This window comes from Amycolatopsis sp. CA-230715 (genome assembly GCF_018736145.1).
GTDB lineage: Bacteria > Actinomycetota > Actinomycetes > Mycobacteriales > Pseudonocardiaceae > Amycolatopsis.
In genome coordinates this window covers 6,077,924-6,096,625 of record NZ_CP059997.1, presented here as the reverse complement: position 1 = coordinate 6,096,625, position 18,702 = coordinate 6,077,924, and the positions used below count along the sequence as shown (strand labels likewise).

The following is an 18,702-nucleotide window of genomic DNA, read 5'->3' as shown; positions in this document are numbered from 1 at the left end:
TCATGGCGAAACCCAAGCTGCGCACCGGAGTCCGGCTCACCTACGACCGGACAAGAGAAACCCACGTGCTGCTCTTCCCGGAAGGCGTGCTGGTGCCCAACGCGACCGCCGCCGCGGTCCTCGGGCTCTGCGACGGCGAAGCCACCGTCGAGGAGATCACCGCATCGCTCGGTGAGCGGTACTCCGGCGTGCGCACGCAGGAAGTCGTTGCCCTGCTGGAAAAACTGGCCGATCGGCAGGTGGTCCGGTGGACGTGATCGAACCGCCGCTGGGGCTGCTCGCCGAGCTGACCCACCGCTGCCCGCTGCACTGCCCCTACTGCTCGAACCCGCTCGAACTTCTCACCCGTGACGCCGAACTGGGCACCGAGGACTGGCTGTCCATCCTCACCCAGGCTCGCGAGCTCGGCGTGCTCCAGGTCCACATGTCCGGCGGGGAACCGTTGGCGCGCCCGGATCTTCCCCGGCTCGTCGAGCACGCGACCGGGCTCGGCTGCTACGTCAACCTCGTCACGAGCGGCCTCGGGCTCACCGACACCCGGCTCGCCGATCTCGCCGACCGGGGCATCGCGCACATCCAGCTGTCCGTGCAGGGCGCCGACGCCGAGCGCGCCGACCGCCTCGCCGGCGCCAAGGCGTTCCACCACAAGATCAGGGCGGCCGAGCTGGTCAAGGCCCACGACCTCCCGCTGAGCGTGAACGTGGTGCTGCACCGGCAGAATCACGACCAGCTCGCCGGGATCATCGCGCTCGCCGAGGAAATGGGAGCCGACCGGCTCGAACTGGCGAACACCCAGTACTACGGCTGGGCGCTGCGCAACCGCGACGCGCTGATGCCGACCCCGGACCAGCTCGCCGCCGCCGAACCCGTCGTGCGCGCCGCGGCCGAGCGGCTGCGCGGGCGGATGGAGATCATCTACGTCGTCGCCGACTACTACGAGCCGTACCCGAAGCCGTGCATGTACGGCTGGGGCGCGCGGCAGCTGACCGTCGCGCCGAACGGCGACGTGCTCCCCTGCCCTGCCGCGACCGCGATCACCACGCTCGAACTGGACAACGTCACGAAGCGGCCGCTCGCGGAGATCTGGTACGACTCGACGTCGTTCAACGCCTACCGCGGCGAGGACTGGATGCGCGAGCCGTGCCGCACGTGCGATCGGCGCGGCCTCGACCACGGCGGCTGCCGGTGCCAGGCGTTCCTGCTCACCGGTGACGCGGCGGCGACGGATCCGGTGTGCTCCCGCTCGCCGGACCGCGGCGTCGTCGATCTCGTCCTCGCCGCACCCCGGCACGAACCGCCGCTGGTCATGCGGGAGGTCACGCGATGAAGGTGGCACTGCTCGGCACCGCGGCCGGTGGCGGCTTCCCCCAGTGGAACTGCGCGTGCGCGCTGTGCCGGAGTGGGGCGGCGCCGCGCACCCAGGACTGCCTCGCGGTCAGTGCCGACGGCAAGGGCTGGTACCTGGTCAACGCCTCCCCCGACATCCGCGCCCAGGTGCTGGCGACCCCGGAGCTGGCGCCGGGCCCCGGCCCGAGGGAAACCCCGCTGCGCGGCGCTTTCCTCACCGACGGCGAACTCGACCACACCCTGGGCCTGCTGATGCTGCGCGAAGGCGCGGGCATGACCGTGTGGGCGCCCGACGCCGTGCTGCACGCGACGCGCCACGCCCTGCCGATGCAGGCCGTCGTGGCGGGGTACGGCGAGTGGACTTGGCGCCCGCTCTCCTCCGGTGCGGTGATCGACGGGCTGCGAGTGTCGGTGCTGCCGGTCGGCACCAAACGCCCGAAGTACGCCACATCATCCACAGTGGACGGTCCGTGGGTGGTGGCGTACCGGTTCGACGACCCGGTGACGGGCGGCTCGCTCGTGTACGCGCCGTGCCTGGCGTCGTGGCCACCCGGTTTCGACCACTTCGTGCGCGGCGCGAGCTTCGTGCTGCTCGACGGGACGTTCCACGGCGGCGGCGAAATGTCCGGGGCCACCGGCTCGTCCGCCGACGGCGCCCAGCGCGCGATGGGGCACCTGCCGGTTTCCGGGGCGGACGGCAGCCTGGCGCTGATCCGGCGGCAGCTCGTGCTCGCGCCGGACCAGCGCTGGGCCTACACGCACCTGAACAACACGAACCCCTTGGTGGACCACGATTCCGCGGCGCACCAGGAGGTGCTCGCCGCCGGGGTCGAAATCCCGCACGACGGCACGGTGCTCACGCTGTGACGGACCCGGCCGCCCTCAGGCGACGCCCTCCGGGCTGGCGCCGTCCACCTGCACGCCCTTGGCGGTGATCCGCTCGATCTCGGCCAGGTCGTCGGCGGACAGGTCGAGATCCGCGGCGGCGAGGCTGTCTTCGATGTTCTTCGGCTTGCGGGCGCCGACGATCGCGACGTGCACGCCGGGCTGGGCGAGCACCCACGCGATCGCCACCTGGCTCACCGTGGCGTCCTTGGTCTTGGCGAACTCGGCCAGTTCGGCGACGGCTTCGACGTTGCGGCGCAGGCTGTCGCCCCCGAACGCGGTGGCCTTCGAACGCCAGTCGCTCGCTTCGAACGTGGCGTCCGCGGTGAGCGAACCGGTGAGCAGCCCGCTGCCGAGCGGGCTGTAGGCCAGCACACCGATTTCGTGCTCCCTGGCGTAGGGCAGCGGGTCGGTCTCGATGTGGCGGCGGAAGAGGTGGTACGGCGGCTGAAGCGTCTCGACCGGGCGGGTGCGGTCGAAGTCGGCGAGCTGCGCCGCGTCGTAGTTCGACACCCCGGCGTGGCGGATCTTGCCCGCGTCGACCAATTCCTGCAGCACCCCCGCGGTCTCCTCCGCCGGGGTGTCCGCGTCGGGCCAGTGCACCTGGTACAGGTCGATGTGGTCGAGCCCGAGGTACTCGAGGCTTTCTTCGACGCCCTTGCGGATCCACGCCCGGCCCGCGTCGCGCGGGCGCTCGCCACCGGGGTTGATCCCGCCCTTGGTGGCGATCACCAGGCTGTCGCGGTCACGCTTCAGCTCGTCGCGGAGCGCCTTGCCGAGCAGGGCCTCCGACTTGCCGAACCCGTAGGCCTGCGCCGTGTCGAAGAAGTTGACGCCGAGTTCCCTGGCGTGCTGGATGGCCGAAACGGCGGTCTGCTCGTCGAACGAGCCCCAGTCGCCGCCGAGCTGCCAGGTCCCGAAAGCGATCCTCGAGACGTCGAGGCCGCTCTTGCCCAAAATCGTCCTACGCATGCCTCCAGCACACCACAGGCTCTGGATCGATGCATCCGGCGGTGCCGGTCAGCGGAGCACCCCGGCCGGCCGGTCGACCGGCCACGGGCGGATCTCCTCCAGCAGCTTCGCCACCGCGAGCACGAGATCGTCGGAATGCCGCGGCCCGACGATCTGCAGCCCGACCGGCAACCCGCCCTCGGTGAACCCGGCTGGCACGCTGATCGCGGGCTGCTGGGTCATGTTGAACGGGTAGCTGAACCGCGTCCACTCCGGCCAGCTGCTCAGCCCGCTGCCCGGCGGCACGTCGACACCGGCCTCGAACGGCACGATCGGCATGGTCGGGGTGATCAGCACGTCGTAGCGGGTGTGGAACTCGCCCATGTGGATGCCGAGCGCGGCGCGCTCCGCGTTCGCGCCGAGGTAATCGCTCGCGGAGTAGGTGAGGCCCTTTTCCCACACCTTCCGCAGACCGGGGTCGATGACCTCCGCCGAGCCCTCGGGGAAGCTGTCCAGCCACTTCGCCGCGCCGGTCGACCACAGCACGTCGAAGGCGTCCATCGGGTCGCTGAAACCGGGCGCGGTCTCGGTGACGTTCAGCCCGGCCTCGGTGAGCGCGGCGACCGCGGAGGTGACGATCTTGGCGACCTCCGGGTCGACCTTGACGTAGCCGAGATCGGGTGAGAACGCGGCGTTGATCCCGCGGACGTCGCGGCGGACGGCCGACCGGTAGTCGCCCGCGAGCGGCGGAAGTGCCGCGGGGTCACGGAAATCCGCCAGTGCGAGCACGTCGAGCAGGAGCGCGATGTCGTCGACCGAGCGCGCCATCGGCCCGGCGTGCGCGAGCGCGCCGAACGGGCTCGCCGGGTACAGCGGGATGCGGCCGTGCGTCGGCTTGAGCCCGACGATGCCGCAGAACGACGCCGGGATCCGCACCGAACCGCCGCCGTCGGTGCCCACCGACAGCTCGCCCATCCCGGCCGCGACCGCGGCCGCGCTGCCCCCGCTCGACCCGCCCGCGGTGCGGGTGGTGTCCCACGGGTTGCGGGTGATCCCGGTGAGCGGGTTGTCCGTGACGCCCTTCCAGCCGAGCTCCGGTGTCGTGGTCTTGCCCAGCAGCACCAGCCCGTTTTCGCGCAGCCGCGCGGTGACCGGGCTGTCCACCTCCCACGGCTGGTCGGGGTCGATCGCCTTGGAGCCCCGCAGCGTCGGCCAGCCCTGGGTGAGGAACATGTCCTTGATCGAAGTGGGCACGCCGTCGAGCCAGCCGATCGGGTTGCCCTGCCGCCAGCGCTCCTCCGAGCCCTTCGCCTGCTCGAGCGCCGCCTCCGCGTCGACGAGGCAGTACGCGTTGAGGTCGCCGTCGCGGTCCTCGATCGCCTTCAGCGCCGCCTGCGTCGCCTCCACCGGCGACAGTTCGCCCGTCGAGTACGCGGCGACGAGTTCACTCGCGGTCAGCAGGGTGCCGGTGTTGGCAGGCATGGTTCTCCTTGTTCGCCGGTGCGCCCGGTTCGCTGGTCCGTCGTCTCGCGTCAGGGCGAGGACGGCACGTAACCCAGTTTCTTGTCCACGACATTACGAAGCGGCACGCCCTCGCGCCACCGCTGGAAGTTGTCCGCGAACACCTCGACGAGGGTGTTGCGCCAGCCGACGAAGTCACCCGACATGTGCGGTGACACCAGCACTTCCGGCATGGTCCACAATGGACTCTCGGCGGGCAGCGGCTCGGTCTCGAACACGTCCAGCGCCGCACCGGCCAGCTGCCCGTCCCGCAGCGCGGCGACCAGGTCCCCGGTCACCACCAGCTCACCGCGGCCGACGTTGACGAACCGCGCGGACGGTTTCATCGCCGCGAACGCCTTCGCGTCGAACATGCCCTTGGTCCGCTCGGTCAGCGGCGCCACCGCGACCACGTAGTCGGCTTCCGGCAACTGCTCGGCGAGCGCCTCGGAGGAGTGGACGGTGCCGAAGTCCGGGTCACCGTCGCGGGCCCGCCGCCCCGCGCCGGACACCCGCATGCCCGCCGCCCGCAGCAGCCGCGCGATCGACCTGCCGATCGGACCGGTGCCGACCACGATCGCCCGCTTGCCGCCGATCCGCTCGCTTTCCCTGTGCAGCCACCGGTTTTCCCGCTGCAGGTCGAGCGAGCGCGCGATGCCCTTCGCGAAGGTCAGGATCACGCCGAGCACGTACTCGGCGATCGAATCGTCGAACACGCCGCGCGAGTTGGTCAGCACGACCTCGCTGTCCACCAGCCCGGGGAACAGCACGGGATCGACCCCCGCGCTCGCGATGTGCAGCCAGCGCAGCCGGTCGGCCGCGTGCCATGCGCCGGGCACCGCGGTGGAGAGGAAGTCGTAGACGAACAGCGCGTCGGCTCCGGCCAGCGCGCCGGCCAGGCCGTCGGCGCCGGTGTAACGAACCTCGGCGGCCTGTTCGATGCTGTGCATGTCCGGGGGGTGCTTGTCGCCGCACAGCACCGCCAGCACCGGGGAATCCGTGCCGATCACATTGACACGGTATGAGCCGGTCGTATGATTGTCAACAATCCGAGGAGCCACCCCGGAGGCACTCCTTCCACATCGTTCGCCGGAGGCTGGAGCCTTGGATTTCTCGTTGCCCGAATTCGAAGGGCCGCTCGCCCAGCGGGGCATCGGCGTGATCGCGCCGTTCGACCTCGCACTGGAGCGCGAGCTGTGGCGCTGGGTGCCGATGGAAGTGTCGCTGCACCTCGCGCGCACCCCGTACGAGCCGGTGCCGGTCAGCATGGAGATGGCGCAGCTGGTCAGCAACAGCGCCCACCTCGCCACCGCCACCCGCGACGTGCTGCACGTGGAGCCGGAGGTGGTCGCCTACCTGTGCACCTCGGGCAGCTTCGTCAACGGCGTCGACTACGAACGGTCGCTCACGAAGGCGATCTGCGACGCGGGCGCCCCGGACGCGGTGACCACCTCCGGCGCGCTCGCCGAGGTGCTACAGCAGCTCGGCAGCAGGCGCATCGCGGTGATCACCCCCTACGACGCCGATCTCACCGGCAGCCTGCACCGGTTCCTCGCCGAACTCGGCGTCGAAACCGTGGCGAGCGAGCACCTCGGGCTCGGCGGCGGCATCTGGAAGGTCAGCTACCGCACGATCGCCGAGCGGATCCTGAAGGCCGACCACCCCGACGCCGAAGCGATCTTCGTCAGCTGCACCAACCTCCCCACCTACGACCTGATCGAACCGCTCGAAACCGCGCTCGGCAAACCCGTGCTGACCGCGAACCAGCTCACCATGTGGGCCTGCCTCAACCGGATGCGGCTGCCGATCGTCGGCCCCGGCAACTGGCTGCGGGAGGTCAGTTGACACGTGACCGCGCTCGACTTGTCCGTTAGGATTGTCGACAATCTACAGCCCCAGCGTCGCAGGAGGTCCGCCTTGCCGGTCATCGGCTTCATCTATCCCGACCACGCGGCCGAGGACGACTACCCGCTGGCCGAGGGTGTGCTCGGGGCCGGGGTGCGGTTGCCCGTGGAGCACATCTACGGCACCGACCTGCACGCCGTGCCCGAACTGCTCGATCTCGGGAGCCCGGCACGGCTCGCCGAAGGCGCGCGCCTGCTCGCGAAGCACGAACCGGACGCCGTGGTGTGGGCCTGCACGAGCGGCAGCTTCGTCTACCGCCCCGACGGTGCCCGTGAACAGGTCGAAAAGCTCGCCGAAGCAGCGGGTAAGCCCGCGTCCAGCACCTCCTTCGCGTTCGTCAACGCCGCCGCCGCACTCGGTGTGCGGAAGGTGGCCGTCGCCGCCAGCTACCCCGATGACGTGGCGAAGCTGTTCGTCGAGTTCCTCGCTTCCGGTGATGTCGAAGTGGTTTCGATGTCGAGCGAAGACATCGACACGGCCGCCGAGGTCGGCAGGCTGTCGCCCGAGGCCGTGGTCGAACTGGCCGTGTCGCACGACCATCCGGACGCCGAAGCGGTGCTCGTGCCGGACACCGCGATGCGCACCCTCGGCGTGCTCGGCGCCATCGAAGAACGGCTCGGCAAACCGGTGCTCACGGCCAACCAGGTCACCATCTGGGAAGGGCTGCGGCTGGCCGGGGAAACGAAGACCGTAGATTCGTTCGGCACACTGTTCCGCAGAGGGGGCGAATGACCGTGCCGCTTGCCGATATCGAACCGGTCAGCAGGGAATCGACGGCGGGCATCATCGCCCGCCAGCTGCGCGACGCCATCATGAACGGCTCGCTGCAGCCCGGCACCCAGCTCGGGGAGACCGAGCTCGCCGCGCAGTTCCAGGTGTCGCGGGGTCCGCTGCGCGAGGCGATGCAGCGCCTGGTGTCCGAAGGGCTGCTGCGCAGCGAGCGCCACCGCGGCCTGTTCGTGATCGACCTCGGGCCCGAAGACGTCTACGACATCTACACCGCGCGCTCGGCGATCGAGCGCGCGGCCGCGCTCCGGATCGTCCGCGGCGACCGCGAGGCCGTCGCCGCGGTGCTCGCCGAATCGGTGCACGAGATGGCCACGGCGGCCGAGCAGGACGATCCCACCGCGTTGTCCGAGGCCGATCTGCGCTTCCACGAAGCGCTGATCGCCGCCTCCGGCAGCAAGCGGCTGGTCCGGATGGCCCGCACCCTGCTGATCGAGACCAGGATGTGCCTGTCCGCGCTGCAGAACACCTACCAGGGCATCGAGGAGCGGGTGACCGAGCACAACCAGATCATCGAGGCGATCCGCGCCGGTGACGAGGACGCCGTGCTCTCCCTCCTCGAAGCGCACATGGAGGACGCGGTGCAGCGGCTCGCCCCCGGCAACAGCCTGCAGTCCGGCCAGGCGCCCGCACCGCTCGGGCCGGTCGACGTGTCCACAGTGGACGAACGGGAGCTGCTGGTGACCAGCGACGGCGCGCACGCGGCATCCGGCCGCGCGGCAGCGAAGTCCGGGCGCGGCGGGAAGTAGCCCCTCGGCTCTTCAGGGATCGTCACCGCGCGGAGCGGTCGCGCGGCTGCCGAGAACGGGCTGCCCGCCTTGGCCGTCGTTGTACGCGCGTTCCCACGGCATGCGGCCTTCGTCGTCGGCGTACACCAGTTGCAGGCCGCGGATCTTCTTGCCGTACAGGCCCACGGCCATCAGCAGATGCACCGAGGGCTCGGCCAGCTCGACGAGCTCGATCGACGGCCCGCCGTTTTCGAAGGTGATGCGCTCGCCCGGCACCGGTGTGTCGTCGCTGTGGCCGAGATGGGACGCGAACTCGTTGAGGAGCCCGGCGGAGACCTCGCCGGGCAGCCCGGTCACCACCAGCTCCGGCCGCCCCGTCCTGGTGAGGCCGACCGTGTAAGCCCAGCTCGCGCGCACCGCGTCCTCCTCCACCGACTGGACGATCCAGCCGTACTTGGTTATTTCACCGGCGATGTAGTCGAGGTAGTCGCCGACGCTCTTTCCCGGGTTGTCGCATTGCCAGCACATGGGTGCTCCCCTCCGTGGTCGATGACAGCCACTATCGCGGGAAGCGCCGACAAAAACCGGAAATCCGCCGGGAAAACCGCGCGAACGGACCGTTCGTGCGGTTTTACGAGCGAGCGCGCGATTTCGCCGTCCCCGAGACTAGTGTTCTGTGATTCCGTTGGCTTTACGTTGTGTTGATGGGGTGTGGGGTTTACTCGTCGGGTGGAGTTGACGGTGGACGAGCGTGCCGAGTTGCGGGCGTTGCTGAACAGCGCGGATGTGCCGGCGACGGTGGCGACGCGGGCGCGGATTGTGTTGTGGCGCGCGGAGAGCCGGCTGAAGCAGGACGTCGCGGTGTTGGCTGGGGTGTCGCGGCCGACGGTGGATCTGTGGCTGGGCCGGTACGGCGCTGAAGGGATCGCCGGGTTGCTGGATCGCCCCCGGGGTGCTCCGCGGGAGCAGGTGCCCGCGGCGATCCGGGCTCGGATCCTGGCGGTGAGCAGGATGAGCCCGCCGGTCGAGACAGGGCTGTCGCACTGGTCGAGCCGGGAGATGGCCGCGTTCATCGTCCGGACCGAGGGTCGGTATGTGTCGCATCATTACGTGGCGAAGCTGTGGCGCGAGAACGGTCTTCGACCACAGAAGCAGGGCACGTTCAAGGTCAGCGGAGACCCGGAGTTCGCCGAGAAGGTCGCCGATATCGTCGGGCTCTACCTGCACCCGCCCGGCGCGGCGGTCGTGCTCAGTATCGATGAGAAGACCCAGATCCAAGCCCTGGACCGCACGCAGCCGCTGCTGCCCATCGACTTCGACGCCAGCGAGCAACGCACCCACGACTACGTCCGGCACGGCACCACGAACTTGTTCGCCGCGTTGAACGTGGGCACCGGCGAGGTCGTGGGCGAGTGCGCGCCGGTCCGCGACGGTGTGCGGTTCCTGGCGTTCGTGAAGAAGGCAGTGAAACCGCACGCAGACAAGGAAGTTCATGTCGTGCTGGACAACCTCTCGACCCACACCACCCCGGAGGTCCAGGCCTGGTTGGCCGATAACCCGAACGTGCGGTTCCACTTCACGCCCAAGGGATCCTCCTGGATCAACCAGATCGAGACCTGGTTCGGAATCATGACCCGCCAGTCCATCCGTCGCGGCACCTTCACCAGCGTGAAAGTCCTGATCAAGCAGATCCGCGACTACATCACGCACTGGAACACCACCGCCACACCCTTCACCTGGACCGCCACCGCCGACGAGATCCTCGCCAAGGTCCGACTCGTCCAGACCAACATCAAGAAACTCGTCGACAACAACGCAAAGTAAAGACACCAGAATCACGGAACACTAGGCGGCCCCCGAAATTGTCGGTGGCACGCGGTAATGTTGAAATCGGGGGGGTCCCCCGGCGAACGAAAGGTAGAGTTCGTACGGCGAAGGCATTGCGAGGTCGAGGGATCCGGGCGAGTGCTGGCGGGCAGCTACGAGAGTCTACGTGGATCCGGCTGGGCGAACCGGATACCGAAAAGGGCCCCGGAACCGGTTCGCCGAGAAAATCGACGTTCCGGCCGGGGCCCTTTCGATCGCGTCAGAGAGCTTCCGCGATCGCGCTGCCGAGTTCGGTGGTGGTCGACTTGCCACCGAGGTCCGGCGTCGCGACGGTCCCTTCGGAAAGCACTTTTTCCACCGCCGTGTTGACGTCGTTCGCCGCCGCTTTCTCACCGAGGTGGTCGAGCATCATCGCGCCGGCGAGGATCTGCGCCACCGGGTTCGCGATGCCCTGGCCCGCGATGTCCGGCGCGCTGCCGTGCACCGCTTCGAACATCGACGGGTATTCGCCGGGCGGGTTGATGTTGCCCGAGGGCGCCATGCCGAGCCCGCCGGTGACGGCCGCGGCCAGATCGCTCAGGATGTCCCCGAACAGGTTCGACCCGACCACGACGTCGAGCCGGTCCGGCGCCTGCACCATCCGGGCCGCCAGCGCGTCGATATGGCACTGTTCACTGTGGACGTCCGGGTACTCGGCGGCGATCTCCGCGAAGATCTCGTCCCAGAACGGCATCGAGTGGATGATGCCGTTCGACTTCGTCGCCGAGCACACCCTGCCGGTGCGCGTCTTCGCGAGTTCGAAGGCGTACCGGATGATCCGCTCCACCCCGACGCGGGTGAACACTGACTCCTGCAACGCGAACTCGCCCTGCTGCCCCTTGTTGTGCCGCCCGCCGACCGTCGAGTACTCGCCCTCGGAGTTCTCCCTGACGATCACCATCTCCAGCTCGTCGGCGGAACGACCGGCCAGCACCGAAGTGGTGCCGGGGAGCAGCCGCACCGGGCGGAGGTTCACGTACTGCGCGAACGCCCGCCGCACCGGGATCAGCAGGCCCCACAGGGAAACGTGGTCCGGCACCCCGGGGAAGCCGACCGCGCCGAGGAAGATCCCGTCGAACGCCGAGAGCTGCTCGACACCGTCCTCCGGCATCATCGCGCCGGTTTGCGCGTAGCGCTCGCAGCTCCAGTCGAACTCCGTCCACTTCAGACCGAACCGGTGTTTCGCCGCGGCGGCGTCGAGCACTTTGCGCGCCTCGACGGTGACGTCGACGCCGATGCCGTCACCGGGGATGCTCGCGATGCGGTAGTCGGTCACAGGCTCACCGCGATGTACTTGATCTCCAGGAACTCGTCGATGCCGACGGCGCCGCCCTCGCGCCCGAGCCCGGACTGCTTGACACCGCCGAACGGCGCCGCGGGGTTGGACACGATGCCCTGGTTGAGCCCGATCATGCCGGCGTCGAGCCGCTCGGAAACCCGCAGCGCGCGCTTCAGATCGCTGGTGTAGAGGTAGGAAACGAGCCCGTACTCGGTGTCGTTCGCGGCCTCGACCGCTTCGTCCTCGGTGTCGAACACCGAGATCGGCGCCACCGGGCCGAAGATTTCCTCGGACGCGATCTTCGAGTCCACCGGCACATCGGTGAGCACGGTCGCCGGGTAGAAGTTGCCTGGCCCGTCAACGACCGAGCCGCCGGTGAGCACCTTCGCGCCGCGGTCGACCGCGTCGGAGACCAGGCTGCTGACCTTCTCCACCGCCGCCTCGTCGATCAGCGGCCCCACCACGACACCGTCCTCGGTGCCGCGGCCCATCGGCTGCGCGGACATGCGCTCGGTGAGCCTGCGGGCGAACTCGTCGGCGACGCCGCGCTGCACGTAGAACCGGTTCGCCGCGGTGCAGGCCTCGCCGATGTTGCGCATCTTCGCCTGCATGGCGCCGTCGATCGCGGCATCCATGTCGGCGTCGTCGAACACCACGAACGGCGCGTTGCCGCCGAGCTCCATCGACGTGCGGAGCACCTTTTCGCTGGCCTGCTCGAGCAGTTTCCGCCCGACGCCGGTCGATCCGGTGAAGGAGAGCTTGCGGGCGCGGCCGTCCCGGATCAGCGGCTCCATCACGCCGCCGGAGTTGCTGGTCGTGATCACGTTCAGCACGCCTTCGGGCAACCCGGCCTCGGCGAGGATGTCCGCGACGGCGAGCATCGACAGCGGGGTCTGCGCGGCGGGCTTGATCACCACGGTGCAGCCCGCCGCGATGGCGGGGCCGATCTTCCTGCCGCCCATCGCCATCGGGAAGTTCCACGGCGTGATCAGGATGGTCGGGCCGACCGGCTGCTTGGTGACCAGGAACCGGCCCGCTCCGTTCGGCGCCACCGCGTACCCGCCGTCGATCCGGACGGCCTCCTCGGAGAACCAGCGGAAGAACTCCGCCGCGTAGGCGACTTCGCCGCGGGCCTCCGCGAGCGGCTTGCCCATCTCCAGCGTCATCAGCAGGGCCAGTTCCTCGTTGCGCGCGAGGAGGAGTTCGTAGGCGCGGCGCAGGATCTCGCTGCGCTCGCGGGGCGAGGTGGCGGCGAACGACGCCTGCGCGGCGACCGCGGCGTCCAGTGCGGCCTTGCCGTCCTCCGGCGAGGCGTCCGCGACCTCGCACAGGACCTTCCCGGTGGACGGGTCGTAGACGGGGAACGTCTTCCCGCCGCTCGCCGCGGTCCACTTGCCGCCGATGAACAGCTCCTTCGAGGCCGCTTCGACGACACCGGACTCAGTGACTGCGCTCATCCGTGCCACTCCTTGTGCTCATGCTTGATTGCGCCGGCTCCGAGGGCCATGCTATGCATATTGTCAACAATCGACAACCCTTGCACGCCCGATAGGAGAAACGCTGCCATGGCTCAGCTGTCGCCGCTGCTCAAGCAGGCCACCCCCGTCGTCGTCGACCATGGCGAAGGCGTGTACCTGTACGACACCACCGGGAAGCGCAACCTCGACTTCACCGCCGGGATCGGGGTCACCAGCACCGGCCACTGCCACCCGAAGGTCGTCGCCGCGGCGCAGGAGCAGATCGGCAAGCTGATCCACGGCCAGTACACGACGGTCATGCACAAGCCGCTGCTGGAGCTCACCGAGAAGCTCGGCGAGGTGCTCCCCGAGGGGCTCGACTCGCTGTTCTTCGCCAACTCCGGCAGCGAGGGCGTCGAAGCGGCGCTGCGGCTTTCGCGGCAGGCCACCGGCCGCCCGAACGTCATCGTCTTCCACGGCGGCTTCCACGGCCGCACCGTCGCCACCGCGACCATGACCACCTCCGGCACCCGGTTCAGCGCGGGCATCTCGCCGCTGATGGCGGGTGTGCACGTGGCGCCGTTCCCGAACGCCTACCGCTACGGCTGGGACGTGGAGACCGCCACCCGGTTCGCGCTGCGCGAACTGGACTACCTGTTCGCCACCGTGAGCGCGCCCAATGAAACGGCCGCGTTCGTTATCGAGCCGGTGCTCGGCGAGGGCGGGTACGTGCCCGCGAACACCGAGTTCTTCGCCGGTCTCCGCGAGCGCGCGGACAAGCACGGCATCCTGCTGGTGATCGACGAGGTGCAGACCGGTTTCGGCCGCACCGGCAAGTTCTGGGGCCACGACCACTTCGACGTGCACCCCGACGTCGTCGTGATCGCCAAGGGCCTCGCGAGCGGCTTCCCGCTGTCCGGTATCGCCGCGTCCACCGAGCTGATGAGCAAGGCATGGCCCGGCTCGCAGGGCGGCACCTACGGCGGCAACGCGGTGTCCTGCGCGGCCGCCGCGGCGACACTGGCCGTCATCCAGGAAGAGGGCCTGGTGGAAAACGCGGCTGAGCGCGGCAAGCAGCTGCTCGACGGCGCGCGGCTGGTCGGCGAGAAGACCCCGCAGATCGGGGACGTGCGCGGACTGGGCCTGCTCGTCGGATCCGAGTTCGTGACGCCGGAAGGCGAAGCCGACACCGCCACCGCGCAGGCGGTGCAGAAGGCCGCCGCCGAGCGCGGCCTGCTGCTGCTCACCTGCGGCGCGCACATGAACGTGGTCCGGATGATCCCGCCGCTCGTGGTCACCGCGCAGCAGATCGACGACGCGCTGGAGATCTGGGCCGAGGCCGTCGCCGCCGGGACCCAGAAGTAAGCACCGGCCCCGAACCAAGCACTAGGGAGAGCTCGAGTTGGCCCGATACATCACCATTTCGCTCGACAAGCGCGGCGTCTCCTGCCGGGCGCGCCTGCTCGACGCCGAGGCGCCGCGCACCTGCAAGGCGGTGTGGGAAGCCTTGCCGCAGAGCGGATCCGCGTACCACGCGAAGTACGCCCGCAACGAGGTGTACACCCTGGTGCCGCCGTTCGCGGAGCCGAAGCCGGGCCGCGAGAACCCGACCATCACCCCGATCCCCGGTGACGTCGTGTACTTCGGGTTCGAGGCGTGGGAGATCGGCAATCCCGCCTACGGCTACGACGAGGGCAGCGAGGCGCACAGCGACCAGGGCGCCACGGATCTCGCGATCTTCTACGGCCGCAACAACCTGCTGATCAACGGCGACGCGGGCTGGGTGCCGGGCAACGTGTTCGCGACGATCGAGGAAGGGCTCGCCGAGATGGCGGCCGCGGCACAGGACCTGTGGCTGCGCGGCGTCGAGGGCGAGACGCTGTCCTTCGCTCGCGCCGAGTAACCGCGTCACCCGACCCGGACATTACCGACGGCCACGTCCTGAATCAGGGCGTGGCCGTCACCTTTTCAGGTGATCCGCGCGTGATCACCAATCGTGGCAACACTTTTACTCATTCGTGGCGGCGCCGCCCTCGGATGTCGCATCAAGCCCGTCTTCACCCCGGGTGACCACCGAAGGCATGACTACCACCCGCCAGTGCGCACCCCCGGCCAGAAATCGAAAGAGTTACATGTTTAGCCTGGGAGGCTTTGTCCACCCCGGGCTCGAAGACGGCCGGAACGCCGGAAGCTCTTTGACACCAACGAAAACCGGTGCGAATGTCGATCTCGCTTTCGAAAGCGGAACTGTTCGACTTCCTCTTCAAGGAGCCCCTCAATGCAGACCTCGCACTGGCCGCACCACTGCCACGACATCGTGTCCGGCGCACTGGCTCACCTGGCACACGTGCTGGGCTGGCTGATCTGACCCACTGAAGCGATCCAAGGCGGGGCCGGCAGCCGTGGCGCGGACCGGCCCCGCCTGGACGCATCCCCGGAAACTCTGTACAGTGTACGACGTACGGAGTGGAAGGGGTCTTTTCGCATGGCACGACAGCGCATCGGCGCTCTGGACGGAATCGGCTACGCCGCCACGGACGAGGACAGGGCGGGGATCGAGGCCTGGTTCCGGCGGTACGACGAACTGGCCGAGAAGATCGACCTCGACGGTATGGCGGACCTGGCCTACTTCCCGCTGAACCTGGTGACCGACGGCGACGAACGAGGCGCCTTCGCCGGGCAGTGGACCCGGCAGCAGTACCTCGAGGGCATGAAGGCCGCGATGGGCTCGGGCGAGGTGAGCATGGACTCGACCCGCACGCCCGTGTTCCTCACCGACAGCCTCGCCGTGGTGATCACGGACGCGACCATGACCTGGGACGGACAGACGCAGACCGTTTCCTACGCCGACGTCCTGGTCAAGACCGACGGGCGCTGGCTGTTCCAGACCATGATCCAGGGCGGCTGGGCCGCGGCCATGCGCGAAGGCGTTTCGTAGCACCGCCGTTCCCCTCCGTACTACGCTGCGAGGCAACGGCGACCGAACCGGGCCGGGCAACGGAGTGCGAAGGGTCGGGTGGGCTGCGACATGTCAGGCACAGCGGTCGGCGGCGACGTCCACGCGGCACTGGCGGCGGCGGTCGGCGCGCCGCACCTGCTGACCGGCGACGCGATCAGCGACGACTACGCCCACGACGAAGCGCTGACGGTGCCCGGCCGCAAACCCGCGTACGTGGCCAAACCCGCTACGGCACAGGAAGTGTCGGCCCTGCTCACCATCGCGACCGCGCGCGGTATCCCGGTCACCGCGCGCGGTTCGGGCAGCGGCCTTTCCGGTGCGGCGAGGCCGAGCGAGAACGGCTTGCTCATCTCGTTCGAGCGGATGAACGCCGTGCTCGAGATCGACGCCGGCAACCACGTCGCGGTCGTCCAGCCCGGCGTCACACTGGCCGAGCTGGACGAGAAGACCGCGGCCGCGGGGCTGAGCTACCCGGTGTACCCGGGCGAGCTGAGCGCGAGCGTCGGCGGGAACGTCGGCACGAACGCGGGCGGGATGCGCGCGGTCAAGTACGGCGTCACCAGGAACAACGTCCTCGGCCTCGAAGCCGTGCTGCCGACCGGCGAAATACTGCGCACCGGCGGGAAGAACGCGAAGTCCTCCACCGGTTACGACCTGACGCAGCTCATCATCGGCTCCGAGGGCACGCTCGCGCTGGCCACCGAGATCATCGTCAAGCTGCGCCCCCGGCTGGCCCACGGCGCCACGGTGCTCGCCCCGTTCACCGATCTCGACGTGATCATGCGCGCCGTGCCGGACATCTTGTCGAGCGGGCTGACCCCGCACATCCTCGAATACATCGACACGCTGACGATGGCCGCCATCGTGCACACCGAGAAGCTGTCACTGGGCATCCCCGACGCGGTGCGCGAGTCCGCGCAGGCGTATCTGGTGGTGGCGCTGGAAGAACGGGAGCAGGGCAGGCTCGACGGCGACGTCGAAAAGCTGGGCGAACTGCTCGGCGAACTCGGCGCGATGGACGTCTACGTTCTCGACGGCGGCGCGGCGCGCCAGCTCATCGAAGCGCGGGAAAAGGCGTTCTGGACGGCGAAGGCCGTCGGCGCCGACGACGTGATCGACGTCGTGGTGCCCCGCGGCGCGATGCCGGGGTTCCTCACGACCGTGCGCGAGCTGGCGTCCGCGGCGGGCGCGGGCGCACTCGGCTGCGGGCACGCCGGCGACGGGAACGTCCACTTGGGAATCTTCTGCAAGGACAAGGAAAAACGCGAGGCGCTGCTGCACGACATCTTCGCGGAGGCGATGTCGCTCGGCGGGGCCATCTCCGGCGAGCACGGGCTCGGTCACGCGAAGACCGGCCACTACCTCGCGCTCGAAGACCCGGCGAAGATAGCGTTGATGCGACGCGTCAAGCTGGCGTTCGACCCGTCCGGCATCCTCAACCCCGGCGTTCTCTTCGACGACACCACTGGAAAGTGAGCAGTATGAACGGCGCGCAGTCCCTCATCCGCACGCTCGTGGACGCCGGGGTCGAGGTGTGCTTCTCCAACCCCGGCACGTCCGAGATGCATTTCGTCGCGGCGCTCGACGACGTCACCGAGATGCGGGGTGTGCTCGGGCTGTTCGAAGGGGTCGTGACGGGCGCCGCCGACGGGTACGCGCGCATCGCGGGCAAACCGGCCGCGACGCTCCTGCACCTCGGCCCCGGGCTCGGCAACGGGATGGCGAACCTGCACAACGCGCGCCGCGCGCGCACGCCGATCGTGAACGTCGTCGGTGATCACGCGACCTATCACAAGAAGTACGACGCGCCGCTGGAATCCGATATCGACGCGCTGGTGAGCCCGTTGCGCGGCTGGGTCCGGCGTTCGGAGAGCACCGCCGATGTCGGCGCGGACGCGGCCGCCGCGGTCGCCGCGGCACAGGACGCGCCGGGCAGGATCGCCACGCTGATCCTGCCCGCGGACGTTTCGTGGGGTGAAGGCGGCGAAGCCTGCGCGCCGATCCCGCCACGGCTGGCGCAGTCCGCCACGCGCGCCGACGTCGAACGGGTCGCCGACGTGCTGCGTTCCGGCGACTCGGTCGCGCTGCTGATCGGCGGCGGAGCCTGCCGGGAGACCGGGCTCCGCGCGGCCGCGCGCCTCGCGAAAGCGACCGGGGCGAAGGTGTTCGCCGAGACCTTCCCCAGCAGGATCGAACGTGGAGCGGGGCTGCCGAACATCGAACGTCTCGGCTATCTCGCCGAACACGTGGAGTACCAGCTCCAAGGGGTCGAGCACGTGGTGCTCGCGGGGACGCGGGCACCGGTGTCGTTCTTCGCCTATCCCGGCAAGGCCAGCGATCTGGTCCCCGAAGGCGCGACCGTGCACACGCTCGCGGACGTGGACGGCGACGCCGCGGGCGCGTTGACCGATGTCGCCGAACTGGTGGCGGTCGGCATCGATCCGGTGCTGGCCGAGCCGTCCCGCCCCGCGCTGCCGAGCGGCCCGCTGACCCCGCAGAACTGGGCCGACGTGATCGGCGCGCTGTTGCCGGACCGCGCGATCATCGCCGACGAGGCGAACACGTCAGGGCTGATGCTGCCCGCCGCGACCGCCGGCGCGCCGCGCCACGACGTGCTCACCCTGACCGGCGGCGCCATCGGGTACGGCCCGCCGGTCGCGACCGGTGCCGCGATCGCCGCGCCGGACCGCCCGGTGATCAACCTGCAGTCCGACGGCAGCGCGCTCTACACGATCTCGGCGCTGTGGACGCAGGCGCGCGAGGACTTGAAAGTCACCACGGTGCTGCTGAACAACAGCGCCTACGCGATCCTGCGGATGGAGTTGCAGCGCGTCGGTGCGCAGACCGACGGCAAGAAGGCGAACGAGCTGCTGGACCTGTCCAGGCCGGACATGGACTTCGCCAAGATCGCCGAAGGCATGGGCGTCCCGGCGAGCAGGGCGACGACCGCCGAGGAACTGGCCGAGCAGTTCGAACGCGCACTCGCCGAGCCTGGCCCGCACCTGATCGACGCGATCGTCCCGCCATTGCTCTGACCGA

General features: G+C 69.4%; 17 protein-coding genes and 1 pseudogene. 12 read left to right on the top strand and 6 right to left on the bottom strand.

What is annotated here, in order from left to right:
• The first annotated feature begins 2 nt into the window (after window positions 1–2).
• The 3 genes from pqqD to pqqB are packed head-to-tail and all read left to right on the top strand — an operon-like array spanning window position 3 to window position 2,214.
• Complete coding sequence (gene pqqD / locus HUW46_RS29305; protein WP_215542009.1) at window positions 3–257, top strand: pyrroloquinoline quinone biosynthesis peptide chaperone PqqD; 255 nt, start codon at window positions 3–5, stop codon at window positions 255–257.
• Window positions 248–1,327 carry a pyrroloquinoline quinone biosynthesis protein PqqE gene (gene pqqE, locus HUW46_RS29300; RefSeq protein WP_215542008.1) on the top strand — a complete coding sequence of 360 codons (1,080 nt, stop codon included), beginning with the start codon at window positions 248–250 and terminating at the stop codon, window positions 1,325–1,327. The genes pqqD and pqqE overlap by 10 nt, the downstream gene beginning before the upstream one ends.
• Window positions 1,324–2,214 carry a pyrroloquinoline quinone biosynthesis protein PqqB gene (gene pqqB, locus HUW46_RS29295; protein WP_215542007.1) on the top strand — a complete coding sequence of 297 codons (891 nt, stop codon included), beginning with the start codon at window positions 1,324–1,326 and terminating at the stop codon, window positions 2,212–2,214. Before pqqE ends, pqqB begins: the two co-directional genes overlap by 4 nt.
• 15 nt (window positions 2,215–2,229) lie before the next feature.
• Here pqqB and HUW46_RS29290 read toward each other — a convergent pair whose 3' ends face one another.
• The 3 genes from HUW46_RS29290 to HUW46_RS29280 are packed head-to-tail and all read right to left on the bottom strand — an operon-like array spanning window position 2,230 to window position 5,633.
• Window positions 2,230–3,204: an aldo/keto reductase gene (locus tag HUW46_RS29290; protein WP_215542006.1), complete on the bottom strand. Its 975-nt coding sequence runs from the start codon at window positions 3,202–3,204 to the stop codon at window positions 2,230–2,232.
• A 48-nt stretch (window positions 3,205–3,252) separates the two neighbouring features.
• A complete protein-coding gene (locus HUW46_RS29285; protein ID WP_215542005.1) occupies window positions 3,253–4,665 on the bottom strand; it encodes an amidase in 1,413 nt (470 codons plus the stop codon).
• Between the two features lie 50 nt (window positions 4,666–4,715).
• Entirely contained in the window at window positions 4,716–5,633 is a 918-nt protein-coding gene (locus HUW46_RS29280) for a D-2-hydroxyacid dehydrogenase (RefSeq protein ID WP_215550183.1), read from the bottom strand.
• 154 nt (window positions 5,634–5,787) lie between these two features.
• Between HUW46_RS29280 and HUW46_RS29275 the strand changes: the two genes are divergently transcribed.
• From HUW46_RS29275 to HUW46_RS29265, 3 genes and pseudogenes are all read left to right on the top strand, one after another.
• Window positions 5,788–6,528 carry a maleate cis-trans isomerase family protein gene (locus HUW46_RS29275; protein WP_215542004.1) on the top strand — a complete coding sequence of 247 codons (741 nt, stop codon included), beginning with the start codon at window positions 5,788–5,790 and terminating at the stop codon, window positions 6,526–6,528.
• Window positions 6,529–6,600: 72 nt separating this feature from the next.
• The gene (locus HUW46_RS29270) at window positions 6,601–7,320 is read left to right on the top strand and encodes a maleate cis-trans isomerase family protein (RefSeq protein WP_215542003.1); all 720 of its coding nucleotides are present in this window, start codon (window positions 6,601–6,603) and stop codon (window positions 7,318–7,320) included.
• Window positions 7,317–8,003: pseudogene (locus tag HUW46_RS29265) on the top strand (GntR family transcriptional regulator); the annotation flags it as partial. The gene HUW46_RS29270 and the pseudogene HUW46_RS29265, both read left to right, overlap by 4 nt.
• A gap of 132 nt (window positions 8,004–8,135) precedes the next feature.
• On the opposite strand, the gene HUW46_RS29260 reads toward HUW46_RS29265, so the two are convergent.
• The gene (locus HUW46_RS29260) at window positions 8,136–8,630 is read right to left on the bottom strand and encodes a DUF4262 domain-containing protein (protein ID WP_215542001.1); all 495 of its coding nucleotides are present in this window, start codon (window positions 8,628–8,630) and stop codon (window positions 8,136–8,138) included.
• 213 nt (window positions 8,631–8,843) lie between these two features.
• On the opposite strand from HUW46_RS29260, the gene HUW46_RS29255 reads away from it, so the two are divergent.
• Window positions 8,844–9,926, top strand: coding sequence for an IS630 family transposase (locus tag HUW46_RS29255; RefSeq protein ID WP_215542000.1), 1,083 nt, complete (start codon window positions 8,844–8,846; stop codon window positions 9,924–9,926).
• Window positions 9,927–10,188: 262 nt separating this feature from the next.
• On the opposite strand, the gene HUW46_RS29250 is transcribed toward HUW46_RS29255, so the two are convergent.
• Window positions 10,189–11,244, bottom strand: coding sequence for a tartrate dehydrogenase (locus HUW46_RS29250; RefSeq protein ID WP_215541999.1), 1,056 nt, complete (start codon window positions 11,242–11,244; stop codon window positions 10,189–10,191).
• Window positions 11,241–12,704: an NAD-dependent succinate-semialdehyde dehydrogenase gene (locus tag HUW46_RS29245; RefSeq protein ID WP_215541998.1), complete on the bottom strand. Its 1,464-nt coding sequence runs from the start codon at window positions 12,702–12,704 to the stop codon at window positions 11,241–11,243. The genes HUW46_RS29250 and HUW46_RS29245 overlap by 4 nt, the downstream gene beginning before the upstream one ends.
• A gap of 108 nt (window positions 12,705–12,812) precedes the next feature.
• On the opposite strand from HUW46_RS29245, the gene HUW46_RS29240 reads away from it, so the two are divergent.
• The 5 genes from HUW46_RS29240 (at window position 12,813) to HUW46_RS29220 (ending at window position 18,698) form a co-directional block, all read left to right on the top strand.
• Window positions 12,813–14,069, top strand: coding sequence for an aspartate aminotransferase family protein (locus HUW46_RS29240; RefSeq protein WP_215541997.1), 1,257 nt, complete (start codon window positions 12,813–12,815; stop codon window positions 14,067–14,069).
• Between the two features lie 37 nt (window positions 14,070–14,106).
• On the top strand, window positions 14,107–14,607 hold the full coding sequence (locus HUW46_RS29235; protein WP_215541996.1) for a DUF3830 family protein: 501 nt from the start codon (window positions 14,107–14,109) through the stop codon (window positions 14,605–14,607).
• Between the two features lie 582 nt (window positions 14,608–15,189).
• Entirely contained in the window at window positions 15,190–15,642 is a 453-nt protein-coding gene (locus HUW46_RS29230; RefSeq protein ID WP_215541995.1) for a DUF4440 domain-containing protein, read from the top strand.
• Window positions 15,643–15,732: 90 nt separating this feature from the next.
• Entirely contained in the window at window positions 15,733–17,139 is a 1,407-nt protein-coding gene (locus HUW46_RS29225) for an FAD-binding oxidoreductase (RefSeq protein WP_215541994.1), read from the top strand.
• A gap of 5 nt (window positions 17,140–17,144) precedes the next feature.
• Window positions 17,145–18,698, top strand: a complete 1,554-nt coding sequence (locus tag HUW46_RS29220) for an acetolactate synthase large subunit (RefSeq protein ID WP_215550182.1) — start codon at window positions 17,145–17,147, stop codon at window positions 18,696–18,698.
• Window positions 18,699–18,702: the final 4 nt, after the last annotated feature.

Coding starts and splice junctions, on each gene's coding strand:
- HUW46_RS29225 (WP_215541994.1), top strand. CDS start 15,733: ATGTCAGGCACAGCGGTCGGCGGCGACGTCCACGCGGCACTGGCGGCG.
- HUW46_RS29240 (WP_215541997.1), top strand. CDS start 12,813: ATGGCTCAGCTGTCGCCGCTGCTCAAGCAGGCCACCCCCGTCGTCGTC.
- HUW46_RS29245 (WP_215541998.1), bottom strand. CDS start 12,704: ATGAGCGCAGTCACTGAGTCCGGTGTCGTCGAAGCGGCCTCGAAGGAG.
- pqqB (WP_215542007.1), top strand. CDS start 1,324: ATGAAGGTGGCACTGCTCGGCACCGCGGCCGGTGGCGGCTTCCCCCAG.
- HUW46_RS29290 (WP_215542006.1), bottom strand. CDS start 3,204: ATGCGTAGGACGATTTTGGGCAAGAGCGGCCTCGACGTCTCGAGGATC.
- HUW46_RS29220 (WP_215550182.1), top strand. CDS start 17,145: ATGAACGGCGCGCAGTCCCTCATCCGCACGCTCGTGGACGCCGGGGTC.
- HUW46_RS29260 (WP_215542001.1), bottom strand. CDS start 8,630: ATGTGCTGGCAATGCGACAACCCGGGAAAGAGCGTCGGCGACTACCTC.
- HUW46_RS29285 (WP_215542005.1), bottom strand. CDS start 4,665: ATGCCTGCCAACACCGGCACCCTGCTGACCGCGAGTGAACTCGTCGCC.
- HUW46_RS29230 (WP_215541995.1), top strand. CDS start 15,190: ATGGCACGACAGCGCATCGGCGCTCTGGACGGAATCGGCTACGCCGCC.
- pqqD (WP_215542009.1), top strand. CDS start 3: ATGGCGAAACCCAAGCTGCGCACCGGAGTCCGGCTCACCTACGACCGG.
- HUW46_RS29280 (WP_215550183.1), bottom strand. CDS start 5,633: ATGCACAGCATCGAACAGGCCGCCGAGGTTCGTTACACCGGCGCCGAC.